At 67.1% G+C, this 18,226-nt stretch carries 18 protein-coding genes and 1 pseudogene; 2 read left to right on the forward strand and 17 right to left on the reverse strand.

What is annotated here, in order from left to right:
* Positions 1-172 precede the first annotated feature (172 nt).
* The 9 genes from AB4Y92_RS14930 to surE form a co-directional block, all read right to left on the reverse strand.
* Complete coding sequence (locus AB4Y92_RS14930; protein ID WP_441820376.1) at positions 173-832, reverse strand: hypothetical protein; 660 nt, start codon at positions 830-832, stop codon at positions 173-175.
* Positions 829-1,023: a hypothetical protein gene (locus AB4Y92_RS14935; RefSeq protein ID WP_441820377.1), complete on the reverse strand. Its 195-nt coding sequence runs from the start codon at positions 1,021-1,023 to the stop codon at positions 829-831. The genes AB4Y92_RS14930 and AB4Y92_RS14935 overlap by 4 nt, the downstream gene beginning before the upstream one ends.
* Positions 1,024-1,781: 758 nt before the next feature.
* Complete coding sequence (locus tag AB4Y92_RS14940; protein WP_441820378.1) at positions 1,782-3,122, reverse strand: hypothetical protein; 1,341 nt, start codon at positions 3,120-3,122, stop codon at positions 1,782-1,784.
* Positions 3,123-3,305: 183 nt separating this feature from the next.
* Positions 3,306-4,517 (reverse strand): hypothetical protein, encoded by a 1,212-nt coding sequence (locus AB4Y92_RS14945; RefSeq protein ID WP_441820379.1) that lies wholly within the window; start codon positions 4,515-4,517, stop codon positions 3,306-3,308.
* Between the two features lie 72 nt (positions 4,518-4,589).
* On the reverse strand, positions 4,590-5,213 hold the full coding sequence (locus AB4Y92_RS14950; protein WP_441820380.1) for a hypothetical protein: 624 nt from the start codon (positions 5,211-5,213) through the stop codon (positions 4,590-4,592).
* Positions 5,214-5,242: 29 nt separating this feature from the next.
* Positions 5,243-6,055 (reverse strand): peptidoglycan DD-metalloendopeptidase family protein, encoded by an 813-nt coding sequence (locus tag AB4Y92_RS14955; protein WP_441820381.1) that lies wholly within the window; start codon positions 6,053-6,055, stop codon positions 5,243-5,245.
* A 96-nt stretch (positions 6,056-6,151) separates the two neighbouring features.
* Positions 6,152-6,763, reverse strand: coding sequence for a YqaA family protein (locus tag AB4Y92_RS14960; protein WP_441820382.1), 612 nt, complete (start codon positions 6,761-6,763; stop codon positions 6,152-6,154).
* Between the two features lie 28 nt (positions 6,764-6,791).
* On the reverse strand, positions 6,792-7,472 hold the full coding sequence (locus AB4Y92_RS14965) for a protein-L-isoaspartate(D-aspartate) O-methyltransferase (RefSeq protein WP_057942183.1): 681 nt from the start codon (positions 7,470-7,472) through the stop codon (positions 6,792-6,794).
* Positions 7,469-8,275, reverse strand: coding sequence for a 5'/3'-nucleotidase SurE (gene surE / locus AB4Y92_RS14970; RefSeq protein WP_441820383.1), 807 nt, complete (start codon positions 8,273-8,275; stop codon positions 7,469-7,471). Before surE ends, AB4Y92_RS14965 begins: the two co-directional genes overlap by 4 nt.
* 137 nt (positions 8,276-8,412) lie before the next feature.
* On the opposite strand from surE, the gene AB4Y92_RS14975 reads away from it, so the two are divergent.
* Both AB4Y92_RS14975 and AB4Y92_RS14980 read left to right on the forward strand, forming a co-directional pair.
* Positions 8,413-9,156 (forward strand): helix-turn-helix transcriptional regulator, encoded by a 744-nt coding sequence (locus tag AB4Y92_RS14975; RefSeq protein WP_441820384.1) that lies wholly within the window; start codon positions 8,413-8,415, stop codon positions 9,154-9,156.
* A gap of 510 nt (positions 9,157-9,666) precedes the next feature.
* Positions 9,667-10,254: a Smr/MutS family protein gene (locus AB4Y92_RS14980; RefSeq protein WP_441820385.1), complete on the forward strand. Its 588-nt coding sequence runs from the start codon at positions 9,667-9,669 to the stop codon at positions 10,252-10,254.
* Positions 10,255-10,305: 51 nt separating this feature from the next.
* On the opposite strand, the gene AB4Y92_RS14985 is transcribed toward AB4Y92_RS14980, so the two are convergent.
* The 8 genes and pseudogenes from AB4Y92_RS14985 to AB4Y92_RS15020 form a co-directional block, all read right to left on the reverse strand.
* Complete coding sequence (locus AB4Y92_RS14985) at positions 10,306-10,551, reverse strand: hypothetical protein (protein ID WP_441820386.1); 246 nt, start codon at positions 10,549-10,551, stop codon at positions 10,306-10,308.
* Between the two features lie 371 nt (positions 10,552-10,922).
* Positions 10,923-11,993, reverse strand: a complete 1,071-nt coding sequence (truD, locus tag AB4Y92_RS14990; protein ID WP_441820387.1) for a tRNA pseudouridine(13) synthase TruD — start codon at positions 11,991-11,993, stop codon at positions 10,923-10,925.
* Complete coding sequence (gene ispF, locus AB4Y92_RS14995) at positions 11,990-12,463, reverse strand: 2-C-methyl-D-erythritol 2,4-cyclodiphosphate synthase (RefSeq protein WP_441820388.1); 474 nt, start codon at positions 12,461-12,463, stop codon at positions 11,990-11,992. Before ispF ends, truD begins: the two co-directional genes overlap by 4 nt.
* Before the next feature lie 289 nt (positions 12,464-12,752).
* Positions 12,753-13,448: a 2-C-methyl-D-erythritol 4-phosphate cytidylyltransferase gene (ispD, locus tag AB4Y92_RS15000; RefSeq protein ID WP_441820421.1), complete on the reverse strand. Its 696-nt coding sequence runs from the start codon at positions 13,446-13,448 to the stop codon at positions 12,753-12,755.
* Positions 13,449-13,590: 142 nt separating this feature from the next.
* Positions 13,591-13,968: pseudogene (gene ftsB / locus AB4Y92_RS15005) on the reverse strand (cell division protein FtsB); the annotation flags it as partial.
* 25 nt (positions 13,969-13,993) lie between these two features.
* A complete protein-coding gene (gene eno, locus AB4Y92_RS15010) occupies positions 13,994-15,280 on the reverse strand; it encodes a phosphopyruvate hydratase (protein WP_441820389.1) in 1,287 nt (428 codons plus the stop codon).
* A 192-nt stretch (positions 15,281-15,472) separates the two neighbouring features.
* Positions 15,473-16,306 (reverse strand): 3-deoxy-8-phosphooctulonate synthase, encoded by an 834-nt coding sequence (gene kdsA / locus AB4Y92_RS15015; protein ID WP_057942175.1) that lies wholly within the window; start codon positions 16,304-16,306, stop codon positions 15,473-15,475.
* A 224-nt stretch (positions 16,307-16,530) separates the two neighbouring features.
* Entirely contained in the window at positions 16,531-18,189 is a 1,659-nt protein-coding gene (locus AB4Y92_RS15020; RefSeq protein WP_441820390.1) for a CTP synthase, read from the reverse strand.
* Positions 18,190-18,226 lie beyond the last annotated feature (37 nt).

The raw sequence follows: 18,226 nt of genomic DNA on the forward strand, positions 1-18,226 counted from the left end.
TCGTTTTTTGCCCGTCATTCCCGCGAAGGCGGGAATCCAGTGACTTTCGTGCGAGAACGTCTGAAGTCGCTGGATTCCCGCCTTCGCGGGAATGACGAGCAAAAAAAACGCGGGCGCTCGCTACGAAGCAGCGCCTTTGACAGCCCCTAAGAGCATCTCGCTCGACAAAACCTCAGTCGCCCAGGCGATAGCGATAAGAAGCTGTGCTCAGCTCCATTACAATGCCGCTGGCCGGCACGTACCAGACGCTGACCCGGCGGTCTTTCTGCAGCGCGGTGTACGCACTGCGCGGCACCTTGAACTCGATCGTGCTCGCGGGCGTTTTATCGCCGATCAAAGTAAGGACGCAATACGGCCGCAGCTTTCCGCCGGCGACACGCATGGACGCGACGCGGCCGCTGGCGAGCACTTTCACTCCAAGCTCGATGTCGTCGCGCACATAACGTCCGCGGTTTTCCGCAATCGGAAAATTCAGCGAAAGCATGAACACCAGGCCGGCGGCCACGAAAGCCACTTCGCCGCCGAAGCCGAACGGCAATGCCAGCGAGCCCACGGCGGCGGCGGCTAGCAGCAGCGCGGTCAGCACCATCCAATAGCCGCCGCTCCTGGCGACAAGCTGGCTGCGTTCGAATTCGCTCAGCGGCCGGCTGGTGTCGGCGCGGGCGTTCCAGGTGGTGATCGGTTCTAGATCTCCGAGCGGGAGACTCCATCCTTCTTGGTTCAGGGTCAGCATGTGCGTTCTTCTTGCGGCGGGGGAAGTGTGCGGGGCGGCGAAGCGAAATCTTTCGTGCCGCATGCATCGAAGCTGTACTTGCATGCGTGCAACGGTCAAGCGACATCGAGCTTTATTTCCGAATTCTGCGCGCGGCTTGCGTATTCGTGCGATGCGCCGATCACATTCATCGCGATGCGCGCAAACGACTCGAACGCGATCGTTTGTTGCGCGGGTAACTTGTGTTGAATCAAACGCATCGAATCAGAATTTTTTCGCCGACCTTTCATCGGTTTTTGCCGGCCTTTCATCCGTGTTCATTCGGATTTAAAACCTAGTAATCACCCTAGGTACGCGTTCCGTTTTTACTCGCATGCACGACTCGCGCGATGCGAACAAACTCGTGCACGCCGATGCGAGACCATCAACGCGAAACTTATTCAACTTCTGAAAAACGCAGCCCAGCTTGCGCGACGTCGAAGTCGCGCAAAGACAAGGGCTGGGTTTCGTCCGGTGATGTCGATGCGCCGATCCATCGGCCCGCTCGTACTCCATTGCGGTTCCATTCCGCATCGGTACAGGTGCGCGCCGCGCGAGAACATCGCTCGCAGCAGCCACAGTCGCACCGCGGCGCGGACACTAGCACGCGGTTTACCGAACAAGTATTCGAATACGGCATGCATTCGATCGATTCGGCCGACGATTATTTCGATCTGAGATACAGGCCCGGTTTTCTTGCGCAATGCGGGCCCGGCAAGGCCGGCATTCGCATCGGATCGCACGGCTGCTTCGCCGACAAGCTGCGACCACGCGAAAAGCCGGCGTTTTTACGGGATAAAAACGAATCCCAACTCACAGCCATGACTCGTTCCACACTTGCATCGGAACTGCGCACATACAGCCGCCACCTGTCGCCTTCCTGTCGCCGCTCATCGCCGCGCCCGGATTCGTTACACCGGAAACCGCGAACATTTAATTCAGACCGGCTGATGCATTGCGCAGACGCGGCCAAGCCAAGTCCGCGGCGATGGCCCGCATCGCAGACTGAAGTCTTGCTCTGGGGAATCGCTTATTTCGCGACTTGCTTCAACACCCGATCGCCTGCCCGCTCGCCGGCCGCCAACTCCCAGCCGGACTTGAGCTGCAGCTTCCAGCCGACTCCCGACACCTCGCTGCCGCGGGCCTTCTTCGACGGCGCCACCAGAACCAGCGTGCGCCAATCGGGTTTCATCAAGGCGCCTTCGCTGACCTCCAGCGTGCCCCAGTCGTCGCTGATGCGCAGACTCGGATAGACCGTTCCGTGCTCGCCGAGGGCTTGCAGATTGCGCGGATCGAACTGGATATTCATATGCTGCAACGGCATACGCAGCACCGGGCCGTCGACGAAACGGCGCAGGTTGTTCGCGGACGCGCGTTGGCGCGCCAGCTCGCGCGCTTGCTCGCTCTTGCGCAAGGCCGCGCCGTCGTAACGTGCGGCGCGTTGATCCAAGGTCTGCGTGCCGGCATTCTCATCGGCGCTCACCGTGGCGGACAGCAGCGCGTACAGACTCGCAGGCGTCGCGAGTCGTTCGCGCCACCCCGGCGCACGGCGATCCAGCAACAGTCCATAAGCTGGACCGGTGGCGTAAGCGAAGGAACGCACGAAGCTCGGATCGCCGACATGCACGCGCAGATCGTGCAGCGCGGCCTGCAGACGCCTCTCCGGCGTGGCCTCGCCGACCATCACGCCGGTGTATTCGGCCAGGCCTTCGTTGAGTTCGAGCGCGGCCTCGTCGTTCGCGGCCTTGGGGAAACGCCGATAGCGATCGGCGCGGAATGCCAGCGCATCGTCGATGGCCAGGCGCTGGGCCTGGGCATCGTCGGCCTGCAACGCGGCGGCCAGCGCGCGCCATTCCAGTTGCAACGCGTAACGGCCTTCGAACGTATCCAGATGCGTATTGTCGCCGCCTTCCACGGCGGCGATGCGCAACTGCGGATGCAAGCGGTGGAACAGTTCGTGCGCGATCAGTACCGAACGCCGCGCTTCATCTTCGGGCAGCGGCCAGACCAGCTGAGTCCAGTGCGTGCCCGACCAGTGCGTCGCGGTGTTGGCGGCGTTGTCCTTGGCCGGCAGACTGCCGACGAAGACCGCGCCGCTGGCCTTCAAGGCGCCGTCGGCATCCGCCTGGCTGGCGAGGATGCCGCGGGTTTTCGGATCCACCAGCATGATCGGTGCGCACAACGATGCGCCCCACAGCTTGCCGGCATCGCGTTCGCACAGCGTGCGCGCCAGCGCGAACACTTCGACGGCACGCTCCGGTGGAATCGCGGATTCGTCCGGCGTTTTCGTCGCGGCCTCGGCGGCAACCGCACCGGACGGGGCGAACGACAGCGTCGTGCCCAACACACCCGCCCATATCGCTGACTTCATGCACGCCTCATCGAGTCGACCGCCGCACGGTCTCGTGTCGATGCTAGTTACGACGGCCTGGGCCTCACAGTGCTATAGGTTTGTTTCGCGCTATTGCAGATGTCACTGGTGTGGCACGCGTCGAACGGATACCGAACGTGTCGCCGCGGACGGCCACGCAGGCATCGGCGCCATTGATCGCGCTCAGTCCGATTCTTCCTGGCGCAACGAATAACTGTACGTATCGGTCCGAAGATGCAGAATCGTCTTGCTCACCGGAACGTAAACGATGCGCACCGCATCCTCCGGCAGCAACGCATGGTACAAGCGGCTCTCCACCAGGAACACGATCGCCTTCGGCGGCGACTCGTCGGTCGTCACTGTGATGACGCAGTACGGGCTGCCGCCTTCGGAACTCTCGGTGCGCATATGGCTGATACGGCCGCGGACGCTCAGCTTGATTCCTTCATCGATATCCGCCTGCACCTTGTCGTCTTCATTCGCCAGCATGAAACCCACCCAGCCGAGAACGACCACAGTAATGGCGGCGGTCACCGCGCTCGCTCCAGCGCCGACACCGCTCATTCCGGCCAGCGCCCATATCGCCGCGAAAACCAATCCCAGAACGCACAGGAAAACGACGATCCGGCAACCACCTATTCGCGTCGGAGCCAACCGGTCCCGGTCGTGCGCGCTGAGCGGCTCGGTGATGCGCTGCGCTGCCGGCTGCGGCGCGCTGTCCATGCTCGCAGCTGCTTGCGGGCGACGCTCACCGGCATCGTCAGGGGCATCGCCAGCCGGTTGCGCGGACGCCGCCGCCTGCCGCAGCTTGCGCGCCGCATCGCGCTGCGCCCTGTGCAGTTCCAGACGCGACTGGTCCGAGCCGTTCTGCTCCGCTGCATCCCGCCAGGCCGCATCCTCCGCACCGATCGTGTATTCGCACCCCACCGCGACGACGTTGATGACGGTCTTGCTGGCTGGCGCATAGGCGACCTGGACTTGCTCGCCGTACTCGACCTCGAAGAACTCACGTTCCGCCAGGGTGAATTCGAGCTTGCACGGCGGCGTTTCCTGCGTCAGCAGTTCGATGCGATAGCGGGACTGCTCGCCGCCATGAACGACTTTCATCACCTTCGCCGCGGCCAGCCGCTTGATGCCGCCATCGATATCGGCCTGCAGGTTCTTACTCGCGCTGTAGCTGCCCAGCACCGTCAGCGCGGCCATGGCCAGGCCAGCCAGCAACGCCACCACCGTCCAGAAAACGCCGTAACGCTCCCACGACACCATCACCGCTACGAGCGTGATCACGACGAACGCTATCGCCGTAGGCACGCCGTCGGACTTGAGCGCATCCAAGCGGCCGATCTCGTCCTGGCTCAGCGGCTGGGTTTGCGTTTGCTCCGGCGATGTCGACATGCTGATCCTTCAGACTGTTTCGCGAGCCGCGCGGGCCTCGACAGGTTCCATCCTAACGCGCCGCCGCGCCCCTCACGCCGCCATATTCGCCCCGCCCTTGCTCGGATCCGGGCGCCGGGAGTAACTGCAATGCCCGGCCCTCAGCTGAAGAACCGTCTTGCTGAGCGGAACGTAGGCGATACGCACGATGTCTTCCGGTTTGACCAACTGGTACAAGCGCTTTTCCACGAAAAACTCGAGCTTCCGCGATGGCGTTTCGTCGATCAGCACGGTGACGAAACCGGGGCCGTCGCCCTCTTCGGAACCCATGCGGTCAATGCGGCCGGATATGATCAGCTTGATGCCGGTATCCAGGTCCGAGCGCAGCCTGGCGTCCTCTTTCGACATCAGGAACGCCGGCACGGCCAGGACGCAGACGACGCCAAAAACGATGGCCGCGATCGCGCGAATGTCCAGGCTGTAGATCCCGGTCACCGCCAATACGATCCCGATGATCGCAGCCATCGCGCCCACGGAACCGATGATTCCGCTGGCGCCCGACCGCATGCTGACCAACACCTCGCAGTCGCGCGCATCGAGCGGCCGGGTCTGGATTTGCCCCGGCGTGGCGTCGATGCCGTCCCATCGAAGATCCTCGCCGTCATCGGGCGAGCCCGGCGGCGGCTCGGTCCGGATTTCTTCCGGCGGTGTCGGCATGCTGATCCTTCAGACAGTGCGCGGGGCGATTATTTCGCCGGCAGATACAACATCGGATCGACCGGCTTGGCGTTGTAGCGCACCTCGAAGTGCAGCATGTCGCGCGCCGCGCCGCTGCGGCCCATCTCGGCGATCTGGTCGCCGGCCTTGACCAGCTGGCCTTCGTTGACCAGCCGCTTGCGGTTGTGGCCGTAGGCCGACAGCCATTGTTCGTTGTGCTTGACGATGATCAGCTCGCCGTAGCCGACCAGGCCGGTGCCCGAATAGACGACGACGCCGTCGGCGGCCGCGCGCACCGGGGCGCCGCTGGCGCCGCCGATGTCGATGCCCTGCTTGGTCGGTTCGTTGGCGAGGTAACGGCCCAGCAACGGGCCGTCGGACGGCCAGCGCCAGCGGATGCCGCTGTCGACCGGCGCGGTCGGAGCCGGCGGCGGCGTGCTCGGACGCGGCGCGGTGGTGCCGCCGGCGACCGAGGAACCGCCGCTGACCGAACCCGACGAAGGCCGGCCGCCGCTTTGCGGATACAGGCGCAGACGCTGGCCGGGATACAGGTTGTAAGGCGGCGACAGGTTGTTCCAGGCGGCCAGGTCGGCCAGCTGGATGCCGTTGTTGGTGGCGATGCGGTACAGGCCTTCGCCGCGCTGGACGGTGACGGTGGCGCCGTACTTGGGTCGCGACGCCGGCGGCGGCGCGGGACGCGAGCCGCTCGGGCGCGAGGCGCTGGGCCGTCCGCCGCCGCGGTTGGGTTCGCGGACGACCGAACTCGAACAACCGATCAGGACGAGCGAGGCCAGCACACAGGAAGCCATCGCCAAGGTCGGGGTTCGGGTCGTCTTGCTCATGCCTGTCCTCTTGCCGCGCCGCTGCTCGCGCGCGTTGTGTCCGGTGGTTCGCCGGTGGGGTGTTGCCGCCTGCGCCAGTGTGGCGTCAGGCCCGGCTCAGTGCTGTGAACGCCAGACCAACCAGGCGACCGCGGCCACCACCAGCGCGGTGGCGAACCAGCCGATCGGCTCGATGTAGCGCCGCAGCGCCTGCTCGGCGCGTTCGCCGCCGATGCGGATCGCCAGCGCCAGCAGATACACGCGCTTGCCGCGGCCGATCAACATGCTCGGGATGTATTGCAACATAGGCACGCCGACGATGCCCGACGCCCAGGTGAACACCTTCATCGGAATCGGCATGAAGCCGCCGAGCACCAGGAACAAAAACACCGCCCACGGCGACTCGACCATCTTGGCCTGCACGGTGGCGATGCCCGACTCGATCGCCGGCAGCATGCCCAGCGCGGCGAACATCGGCTTGAGCGCTTCGAAGGCGTAATGGCCCAGCGCATAGCCCACCAGCGCGCCGACCATCGAGCCCATCAGGCTCAAGGTGGCGAACCAGAACGCGCGCCGCGGCTGCGCCACCGACATCGGCGCCAGCATCACCTCGGGCATCACCGGGAAGATGATCGCCTCGATGAAGCTCAGGCCGGTCAGGTACGCCGGCGCGTGCCGGTGCCGGGCCCAGGTGATGGTGCGCTCGTAGAGCGGGCCGAAAATCTTCAAAGGGGGAATTCCTGTCGGCTGCGGGGGGTCAGTCGATCATGCCCGACAGCAGCGGCACGAAGACCACCGGCGCGAGCGTGTGTTGGACGATGTTGCCGTCGGCGTCCTTGCGCAGCTTGAGCAGCGACTGCGAGGACGATGCGCCGACCGGCGCGATCAGGGTGCCGTTGACGGCGAGCTGATCGGTGAGCGCATCGACCAGCGCCGGCGCGGCGGCGGTGACGATGATCGCATCGAAGGGGCCGTTCTCGGGCCAGCCGATGCGGCCGTCGTCGTGCTTGCTGCGCACGTTCAGGCCGAGCTGGCGGAAGCGTTTGCGCGCGGTGCGCAGCAACTCGCCGATGCGCTCGACGGTGTGCACTTCCAGCCCGAGCGCGGCCAGGATCGCGGCCTGATAGCCCGAGCCGGTGCCGATCTCCAGCACCTTGGCCGGCACGCCGTCCTCGAACAGCGCCTCGGTCATCTTCGCCACCACCCACGGCTGGGAAATGGTCTGGCCGTGGCCGATCGGCAGCGCGGTGTCTTCATAGGCGCGCATCGCCAGGGCTTCATCGACGAACAGATGGCGCGGCACGGTGCGGATGGCGTTGAGCACGCGTTCGTCGCGGATGCCGGCCTCGCGCAGGCGCTCGACCAGGCGGTCGCGCACGCGCTGCGAGGTCAGGCCGCTGCCGATGGCTTCGGGCTGCAGGCGCATGCGCTGGATCATGCCCCGCGCTCCGCCGAGGCGTCGGCCGCCGGCGCGTCCAGCGCCGCGGCCAGGCCGCCGACCCAGCTGGCGACCTGTTCCAGCGCCTGATAGCGGGTCAGATCGACGTGGATCGGGGTGATCGAGATATTGCCGGTGCGCACGGCCTGGAAATCCGTGCCCGGGCCGGCGTCGGCCTCGGCGCCGGCCGGACCGATCCACCACCACTGACGGCCGCGCGGGTCTTTCTGCTCGATGCAGGCCTCGGCGCGATGGCGGTTGCCCAGGCGGGTGACTTCGAAACCGGCGACCTGCGACCAGGGCAGATCGGGCACGTTGACGTTGAGGATGGTGTCGGCCGGCAGCGGGTCGGTGCGCAGGCGGGCGATGATCTCGACCGCGGCGCGCGCGGCGGTTTCGTAGTGATGGCCGTGGTGATCGGCGGTGACCAGCGACATCGCCACCGCCGGCAGGCCCAGGAACCGGCCTTCCATCGCCGCGGCGACGGTGCCCGAATAGATGACGTCGTCGCCCATGTTGGCGGTGTTGTTGATCCCGGACACCACGATGTCCGGCTCCAGCTTCAGCATGCCGGCCAAGGCCACGTGCACGCAGTCGGTGGGCGTGCCGTAGACGCGCCAGGTGCGCTCGTCGAGCTGATTCACCCGCACCGGCATGTCCAGCGTCAGCGAATTGCTCGCGCCGGAACGATCGCGATCGGGAGCGACCACCAGCACTTCGTGACCGGCCTCGCGCAGCCCCTGGGCGAGGATACGGATGCCGGGCGCGTCGACGCCGTCGTCGTTGCTGACCAATACGCGCATGAGGCTCCGCTGAGAAAAAGGCTGGCAATCAGAGCCCGAATGATACCCGATAGGGCGACCGCCTTCCCGCGCCGCGGCCCGCGGCGGCCGGCGTATGATGTCCACGGCCCGCCGGGACGCAGGTATACAGGTACGGCATGGAGTATTGGGATCATATCGATCGGGTGATGCGCGCCGGTACGCTGGAGGAAGTCAAAGCGGCCACCACCGCCTATACGCGGGCGGCCGGGTTCCAGCACCACGGTTACGCGACCAAGCTGCGCGAGCCGCTCGGCGACGGCGGCGACTTCGTGTTTTTCGAAGATTTCGACAGCGATTGGTCGAAGACCTATCCGCGCCTGGCCACGCCGCATTCGGAGCAGACCGATCCGCGCATCGTGCTGTCGCGCGAAGGCTTTCCGGCGGTGGCGTGGAATTCGCGCGGTCACACCAGTTACGAGGCGCCGCGCATCGCGCTGGCGCTGCGCACGCGCAAGACCCTGGTGCAGGCCGGCGAATTCGGCCTGCACGGCGGCATCACCGTGCCGAGCTGGTCGCCGGGCACGCAATGGGCGTTCACCACCTTCACCCTGCAGTCGCGGCTGGACCCGCGCGAGCTTCTGCCGGTGCTCGGCGAGTCGGTGTATTTCGTCAGCTGCATGCATGCGGCGATGGATCGGCTGCTGCGCCGTCCGGTCGGCGCGCCGCGGCTGAGCGCGCGCGAATGCGAGGTGCTGCGCTGGTCGGCGATCGGCAAGACCTCGTGGGAAATCTCGATGATCCTGCGCATCAGCGAGCGCACGGTGAATTTTCATCTGCAGCAGGTCTCGCGCAAGCTCGGCGTCAAGGGCCGGCGCGCGGCTTGCGCGCGCGCAGTGGCGATGGGCTTGATCGTGCTGTGATGCGCGCGGAGCGCTGAGGTTCGCATCGGCGGGGATGGCGAGGGGCGGACCGCGCATCCGTGCCGCGATGACGCGCGGCGACTTTACTTAATCGGCCGATTCGCTCGCGGCCCGCGACACCGCCCAGCGCGGCCCTCGATCCACTGCCACGGCCGATTCCTCGCGGGTTCGCGGGTTCGCCGCCTCGCCGCGCGCCGATCGCGGGCGAGATCCCGCCCGCCCGGCCGCCTCGCCCGGCCTGTCAGTTTTGACAGTCGCCGCCTCGCGCCCGCCGCCGCGCGTGGTCCACTTCGCTCACGGCGCCCGCCGATGCATGCGCGACGCACGGCGCGAGGGGACTTCGCGGCGGAGCACCGTTCCTATCACCTGTTTCCCCGGTGCAGGCCCGATACCGACGGGTCGCAGTTCCCATGGAAGGGCCGGGGCTTTTATTCGCGGACGCCGCGCCGCCGGCGCGCGATTCCGGCGATGCCGCCCGCGCATGCGCCGCGCGGCGATTATCCTGTGCCGATGACGCCCCTGCCCGACCGCCCCGACGAAGACACCGACGGCGACGACGACGCGGCCCTGTTCCGCGCCGCGATCGGCGAGGTGCGCCGCCTGCCCGACGCCGCGCCGCCGCCGGCCGCGCCCAAGCCGCGGCCGTTGCCGCGCATGGCCGAACGCGACGAAGCGCTGGCGCGCGACGAATTCCGCCACGCCCTCGATCAAAGCCTGCTGGAAGCCGGCGACGCGCTGAGTTATCGCCGCGACGAACTGCCGCCGAAAGTGTTCGCCCGGCTGCGCCGCGGCGAGATGTCCGCGCAAGAAGAACTGGATCTGCACGGCAGCCCGGTGCGCGAGGCCGAAGCCTTGCTGCGCGCGTTTCTCAACGACGCGCGCGAACACGGGCTGGGGTGCGTGCGGATCATCCACGGCAAGGGCCGCAACGGCGTCAACGATTACCTCGACAGCCGCGGCGCGCCGGTGCTGAAGAATCTGGTGGATCGGATGCTGCGGCAGCGCGCGGATATCCTCGCCTTCCACTCCGCGCCGCCTGCGCAAGGCGGCACCGGAGCGGTGGTGGTGTTGCTGGCCAAATCGCAACGGCGGCGTTGAACCGCTGCGAATAGCGGCGCCGGCGCGAACGCCGGCGCCAGCATCGGCCGATTATTGCGGCGTCGCCTCGCTGATCAGCTTGCGCCGATCCGGCGGGTTGACCCACATCACCTCGATCCCGCGCTTTCGCGCCAGACGCTCGACCGCGGAGACATAGCTGTCGTCGCGGCTCATGCCGGCGATCTGGTGATTGGACATGCCCGGTTCGACGTAGGTGGATTTGCTCTGGGTGCCGGCGCAAGCGGCCAGCCCCAGGATGGACAACGACAGGACGACGGTACGCGACAATGCGTTCATGACGCTGGCTCCCTGACGCGTGAAACCCGGTCGCGCTGGGCGCCGGGCGGCAGCAGGCCCCTGCCCGCTGTTAACTCGGCTTATACGCCGGCGGAAACTGTGAGCCAGTGCCGTCCGATACCATCCGACAAGCGGTCGTTTCCGGCGTCCGAATGCGGCGTGTCGGGGGCTTAATGGATGTTTCGGGACACCGCGCGGTCGATCGAACTGCGCGCTGCGAACTTGCTTGGCGGCGAATGCGCAGCCCGACCGCATAGCCTGGAGGTCTTTTGTGGGAGGGGCTTCAGCCCCGATGCTTTGCGCTCAGATCGCCGCTTGGGCCTGAAAGAAAAACATCGGGGCTGAAGCCCCTCCCACAACAATCCATCGAACTAACGCGCGCCCTCGATCTGTCCCAACTCCGCCAGCACCACCGTGGCGTAAGCGCCCGCCGGCAGCACGAAGGCGACTTCCAGCGCGCCGTCGTCGAGCCACTGCCAGCTCAACCCGTCCGGACGCAGACGCAGCGCGCGCCGCTCCTGATCCATGCCCGCCGCTTCCAGCCCGGCGCGCAAGGCCGCGGCCTGATCGCCGGCCATCGCCTCCAGCTCCAGCGCATGCACCGCATCGAGGCTGCGCAACTCGCCGCGGCCCCACAACGGCCCGCTGGGATGGATGTCGAACCCGGCCAGACGCGCGGCCAGCGCATCGCTCCACGGCTCCGGCCCGAACACGCTGCGGCTGCCGGCCAGCGACCAGACCTCGCCGGGCAACGGCGCGCCCTCGCGCAACCCGTCCCAACTGCCGTCGCGCACGCGCGCGGCCAACACGCGGTTGAACAACTCCGAACGCGCCGCCGACAACAGCAGGCTGCGCTGCTCGCGGCGCATGCGCCGGCCGGCGAACATCGCCAGCGCGTTGGCGACGTTGTCGCCGTCGCGGCCGAAGCGTTGTTCGCCGAAGTAATTCGGCACGCCGCGTTCGGCGATGCGGGTCAGGCGCGCATCGATCGCCGCGCGCTCGCCTTCCACCTCGCGCAAGCGCAGCACGAAGCGGTTGCCGGCCAACGCGCCGCGCGGCAATTTCTTCGCATGCCATTGGTGTTCGAGCACGTGCATTTCATCGCTTTCCAGCGCGGCCAGATCCGGCGCGACGCGCTTGGGCAGATGCACGCTGAAACGCTGCACGGTGACCGCGTGGCGGTCCTTGAGCCCGGCGTAGCCGATGCCGACCTCGCCGATCCCGGCCCACTGCGCCAGGCGCTTGGCGGCGAAGGCGGTGTTCATGCCGCGTTTTTCGATGGTCAGCAGCAGATGCTCGCCGCTGCCGCTGGCTTCGAAACCGGGCAGTTCCTCGACGCGGAAATCCTCCGGCGCGCTGCGGATGCGCGCGCGCAGCGCGGCTTCGCCGTGCGCGCGCGGCAGGCCGGTGTCCGCGGTCGGATCGTCGTGAACCTGGCTCATGCGCGGACCAACAGGCACACGGCCATCGCCGCGATGCCTTCGCCGCGGCCGGTGAAACCCAGTCGCTCGGTGGTGGTGGCCTTGACGCTGATCGCATCGGCCGGCACGCCCAGATCGGCCGCCATCGCCTCGCGCATGGCCTGCGCATGCGGTCCCACCTTGGGCCGCTCGCAGATCACGGTGACATCGGCATTGCCGAGCTTGTAGCCGCGCTCGCCGATCAAGGCGTTGCAATGGCGCAGGAACTGGCGGCTGTCGGCGCCGCGCCAGCTCTCGTCGCTGGGCGGGAAATGCTTGCCGATGTCGCCCAGCGCGAGCGCGCCGAGCATCGCATCGCACAGCGCGTGCAGCGCCACGTCGCCGTCGGAATGCGCGAGCACGCCGCGATCGTGCGGCACGCGCACGCCGCCGAGCATGATGTGGTCGCCCTCGCCGAAGGCGTGCACGTCGTAACCTTGGCCGATGCGCATGGAGATGGTTGCCTCAGGAATTAGATAGAAAATCGAGTTGAAATCGGAAGCGGGCGAATCGGCTTATCCACCGAGTCCGGTGATGAGCTGTCCGGATCGAAACCGGACGCTCGCCGATTCATGGATCTATTTTGCCCGTCATTGCCGCGAAAGCGGGCTTTTAGTGTGGGAGGGAGCTTTAGCCCCGATGCCTTTCGGTCAGGTTTACCGCGTCGGAGCGCAAAGCATCGGGGCTAAAGCTCCCTCCCACAAAACAAGCCGCGGCAGCTCGCGAAGGCTGCCCAACGGCTCATTCACGGTCTGATTGCAGCAGGAACTGCGCCAGCGCCAGATCCGCCGGCGTGGTGACTTTCAGATTGTCCTCGCGGCCTTCGACCAGACGCGGGCGGAAACCGGCGCGTTCCATCGCCGAGGCTTCGTCGGTGACCACGACGCCGGCGGCGGCGGCATCGGCCAGCGCGGCGGTCAGCGCGGCGCGGCGGAAGGCCTGCGGCGTGAACGCGCGCCACAGGCCGTCGCGCGGTTCGGTGGCCAGGATGCGGCCTTCGCCGGCGCGCTTGAGGGTGTCGCGCAGCGGCGCGCCGAGGATGGCGCCCTGGTCGCCGGTTTCGGCGGCGAGGATCAATCGCTCGATGTCTTCGCCGCGCAGATTCGGGCGCGCGGCGTCGTGCACCAGCACCAGCGTGTCGCCGTCGAGTTCGGCCGGCAGCGCGCGCAAGGCGGCGAGCACCGAATCGGCGCGTTCGCCGCCGCCCACGCAACGCAGCACCGGCTTGCCGTGCAACTGCGTCCAGCCCGGCCACGAAGCGTCGTTGGCCGACAGCGCGACCATCGCGCCGGCCACGCGCGGATGCGCCAGCAAGGCGTTCAACGCATGTTCGATCAAGGGTTTGCCGGCGGCGTGCAGGTATTGCTTGGGCGTGTCGCCGCCGAAGCGTTGGCCGCGTCCGGCGGCGGGAAGCACGGCCCAGATCATCGCAGGGATCCGTGGCGACGATGGTTCGCGCCCATCGCCCGCCTCAACGGCCCGGCCGCTCGTGCACCGGCGCCGGCATGGGTTGCGGCTCCGGTGTTTGCGGCGGAATTTCGGTCGGCGGCTCGTCCACCTGTTCTTCCAGGCTGGCGCCGTCGTTGCCGGCCGGATCGTCCTGCACGGCGCCGTTCTGCACCGCGCTGACCGCGGCGGCGGCGTTCGGGCCGGGCTGCTGCGGCTTGGCTTCGACCACGCGGTAGAAGGTCTCGCCGGGCTTGATCATGCCCAGCTCGCTGCGCGCGCGCTCCTCCACCGCGGCTTCGCCGGACTTGAGGTCTTCCACTTCCGCGGCCAGGGCGTCGTTGCGTTGCTGCAAGCCCTGGTTTTCGCGGGTCTGGCCATCGACCTGGGCCTGCAGCGCGGCGACGCTGCCGCCGCTGCCGCCGCCGGCCCACCACAGGCGGTATTGCAGGAAAGCGAGCAGCGCCAGCAACGCCAGTACCAGCACGATCAGCCAGCGCTTGCTCGACATCGAAGCCATTGCGTTCGGGCCGGACTCAGCGACGCAGCGACACGAACGCGTCGCGGCCGGCGTACTTGGCCGCCGCGCCCAGGGCTTCTTCGATGCGCAGCAGCTGGTTGTACTTGGCCACGCGATCGCTGCGGCACAGCGAGCCGGTCTTGATCTGGGTCGCGGTGGTGGCGACGGAGAGGTCGGCGATGGTGGTGTCCTCGGTTTCGCCCGAGCGATGCGAGATCACCGCCGCGTACTTGGCGCGATCGGCCATGGCGATGGCTTCCAGGGTTTCGGTCAGCGTGCCGATCTGGTTGACCTTGATCAGGATCGCGTTAGCCACGTTCTTGTCGATGCCTTCGGCGAAGATCTTCGGGTTGGTCACGAACAGATCGTCGCCGACCAGCTGCACCTTGTTGCCGATCTTGTCGGTGAGCAGCTTCCAGCCGTTCCAATCGTCTTCGGCCATGCCGTCTTCGATGGTGACGATCGGGTACTGCGCGGCCCAGTTGGCGAGGAAATCGACGAACTGCTCGCTGGTCAGGCGCTTGCCTTCGCCGACCAGGTGGTACTTGCCGTTATCGAAGAACTCGGTGGAGGCCACGTCCAGGCCCAGCAGGATGTCTTCGCCGGCCTTGTAGCCGGCCTTGCCGATCGCTTCCAGGATGGTTTCCAGCGCTTCTTCGTTGCTGCGCAGGTCCGGCGCGAAGCCGCCTTCGTCGCCGACCGCCGTGCTCAGGCCGCGGCCCTTGAGCACCGACTTCAACGCATGGAACACCTCGGCGCCGGCGCGCAGCGCCTCGGCGAAGTTCGGCACGCCGACCGGCAGGATCATGAATTCCTGCAGATCGACATTGTTATCGGCATGCGCGCCGCCGTTGATGATGTTCATCATCGGCACCGGCAGCACGGCCTGACGGTCGCCGGCCAGGTACTTCCACAGCGGCAGCTTCTTCGATGCGGCCACCGCATGGGCGTTGGCCAGCGAAACCCCGAGCAGCGCGTTGGCGCCCAGGCGGCCTTTGTTCTCGGTGCCGTCCAGATCGATCATGCGACGGTCCAGGCCGGCCTGATCGGTCGCGTCCAGGCCCTTCACGGCCTGGGCGATGGTGGTGTTGACGTTCTCCACCGCCTTGCGCACGCCCTTGCCGAGGTAGCGGGTCTTGTCGCCGTCGCGCAGTTCCACGGCTTCCTTGCTGCCGGTGGAGGCGCCGGAGGGGACCAGCGCGCGGCCAAAGCTGCCGTCGGCCAGGGTGACCTCGGCTTCCAGGGTCGGGTTGCCTCGGCTGTCGAGGATTTCGCGGGCGTGGATCTGGGTGATCGTGCTCATGTGAGGGCGGTCGGGTTCAGTGGGGAAAGGGTCGGGACGAACGATAGCCGAGAAGCGGCCGCGCCGGGCGCGGGCCGCGCGAAACTGCGGCGCCGGTCGGCGGCGATGGGACGTCGGGGCAAAGCGGGCCCGCGGCCGGCCGGATCGGCGCCGCGGGCGAAATTGCGGGAACGGACCGCGCTGCGGCCGGCATCAGAAATCCTGTTCCAGGAACCCGTTCTTCTTCGTGATCCGGTCCAGCTCGACCAGGGTCTCGAGCAGGCCGCGCATCTTCGGCAGCGGCACCGCGTTGGGGCCGTCGGACAGGGCTTCCTCGGGGCGCGGGTGGGTTTCCATGAACACGCCGGAGACGCCGACCGCGATCGCCGCGCGCGCCAGCACCGGCACGAACTCGCGCTGGCCGCCGGACTTGCCGTCCATGCCGCCGGGCAGCTGCACCGAATGGGTCGCGTCGAACACCACCGGGCAGCCGGTGTCGCGCATCACCGACAGCGAGCGCATGTCGCTGACCAGATTGTTGTAGCCGAAGCTGGCGCCGCGCTCGCAGGCCATGATCTGCTGGTTGCCGACGGCCTGGGCCTTGGCGGTGACGTGCTTCATCTCCCAGGGCGAAAGGAACTGGCCCTTCTTGATGTTCACCGGCTTGCCGGCGCGCGCCACGTTCTGGATGAAATCGGTCTGCCGGCAGAGGAACGCCGGCGTCTGCAGCACGTCCACCACCGAGGCGACTTCGCCCAGCGGCGTGTACTCGTGCACGTCGGTCAGCACCGGCACGCCGATCTGGCGCTTGACCTCGGCCAGCACCTTGAGCCCCTCTTCCACGCCCGGGCCGCGGAAGCTGGTCGCCGAGGTGCGGTTGGCCTTGTCGAAGCTGGACTTGAAGATGAAGGGAATGCCGAGCGAGGACGTGATTTCCTTGAGCTGGCCGGCGACGTCGAGCTGCAATTGCATCGACTCGATCACGCAGGGGCCGGCGATCAGGAAGAAAGGCTGGTCGAGACCGACGTCAAAGCCGCAGAGTTTCATCGCTTGCTTCCTAGGTTCATGAGTGCGCGGCCGAGCCTGCGCGGGGTATCGCCATCACATGGATGCGGCCGGGCTTGAGCGCAAGCGCGGCGGCGCTCATCGAGCGTTGTCGCAAAACGCGGCGACCGGCGACCGCTTGCCGGCGCCGCGCACATCCTGGCGCGCGGGCCGGCCCATCGCGGGGACGGCCTGCGCGGACTGCGCCGCAACGGGCGGCGCTGGATTCAAGCCTTGACCTCGCGCAACAGCTTGCCGCCGGCCTTGGCCTCGCGCGCGGCGCGCACGAAGCCGATGAACAACGGGTGGCCGTCGCGCGGCGTGGACAGGAATTCCGGATGCGCCTGGCAGGCCAGGTACCACGGGTGCTGGTTGCGCGGCAGTTCGATCATCTCGACCAGCAGGTCGTCCATCGACTTGGCCGCGATCACCAGGCCCGCGTCTTCCAGCTGGGTGCGGTAGCGGTTGTTGAACTCGTAGCGGTGGCGGTGACGCTCGCCGACCACGTCCTTGCCGTACAACTCGCGCGCCAGCGTGCCGGGCTTGATGCGCTGATCCTGCAGGCCCAGGCGCATGGTGCCACCCAGGTCGCTGGCCTCGTTGCGGCGCTCGACTTCGCCGGTGGCGGTGCGCCATTCGGTGATCAGGCCGATCACCGGGTGCGGGCTGTGCTTGTCGTTCTCGCTGCTGTTGGCGTTTTCCAGACCGACCACGTGGCGCGCGTAATCGACCACCGCCGCCTGCATGCCGTAGCAGATGCCGAAGTACGGGACGTTGTTTTCGCGCGCATAGCGGGCGGTGGCGACCTTGCCTTCGAAGCCGCGATCGCCGAAGCCGCCCGGCACCAGGATGCCGTCCACGCCCTTGAGCGATTCCACGCCGTCGCGCTCGATCTCGCTGGATTCGAGCCACTTCAGCTTGACCTTGGTGCGCTGGCGCAGGCCGCCGTGCTTGAGCGCTTCGGACAGCGACTTGTACGCGTCCTGATGGTCGATGTACTTGCCGACCACGGCGATGGTGACTTCATCGACCGGATGCTCGGAGGCATCGACGACTTCGTTCCACTCCACCAGATTGGCCGGACCGGGCTGCAGGCGCAGGCGGTCGAGGACGATGGCGTCCAGGCCCTGCTCGTGGAACCACTGCGGCAGCTTGTAGATGTTGTCCAGATCGACCGCGGAAATGACCGCTTTTTCCGGGACGTTGGTGAACAAGGCGATCTTGCGGCGGTCGCTGTCGGGCAGCGGCTGTTCGCTGCGGCACAGCAGCACATCAGGTTGGATACCGATGGAGCGCAGTTCCTTCACCGAGTGCTGGGTCGGCTTGGTCTTGAGCTCGCCGGCCGCGGCGATGAACGGCACCAGGGTGAGGTGCATGAACAAGGCGTGCTCGGGGCCGCGCTCGGTGCGCAGCTGGCGGATCGCCTCCAGGAACGGCAGCGACTCGATGTCGCCGACCGTGCCGCCGACCTCGACCAGGGCCACGTCGAAGCCTTCGGTGGCCTCCACGATGCAGCGCTTGATCTCGTCGGTGATGTGCGGGATCACCTGCACGGTGCCGCCGAGGTAATCGCCGCGGCGTTCCTTGCGGATCACGTTCTCGTAGATGCGGCCGGTGGTGATCGAGTTCTTGCGGCTCAGCCGCGTGCGCAGATAGCGCTCGTAGTGGCCCAGATCCAGGTCGGTCTCGGCGCCGTCGTCGGTGACGTAGACCTCGCCGTGCTGGAACGGGCTCATGGTGCCCGGGTCCACGTTGATGTAGGGGTCGAGCTTCATCATCGTCACGCGCAGGCCGCGCGCTTCGAGGATGGCCGCCAACGAGGCCGCTGCGATGCCCTTACCCAAGGAGGACACCACGCCGCCGGTGACGAAAATCAGGGGAGTCATGGATTTTGCTGCCGCTGGAAAGCCGCAGTTTACAGGC

It is taken from the genome of Lysobacter sp. TAB13, assembly GCF_052113885.1.
Lineage (GTDB): Bacteria > Pseudomonadota > Gammaproteobacteria > Xanthomonadales > Xanthomonadaceae > Lysobacter > Lysobacter gummosus.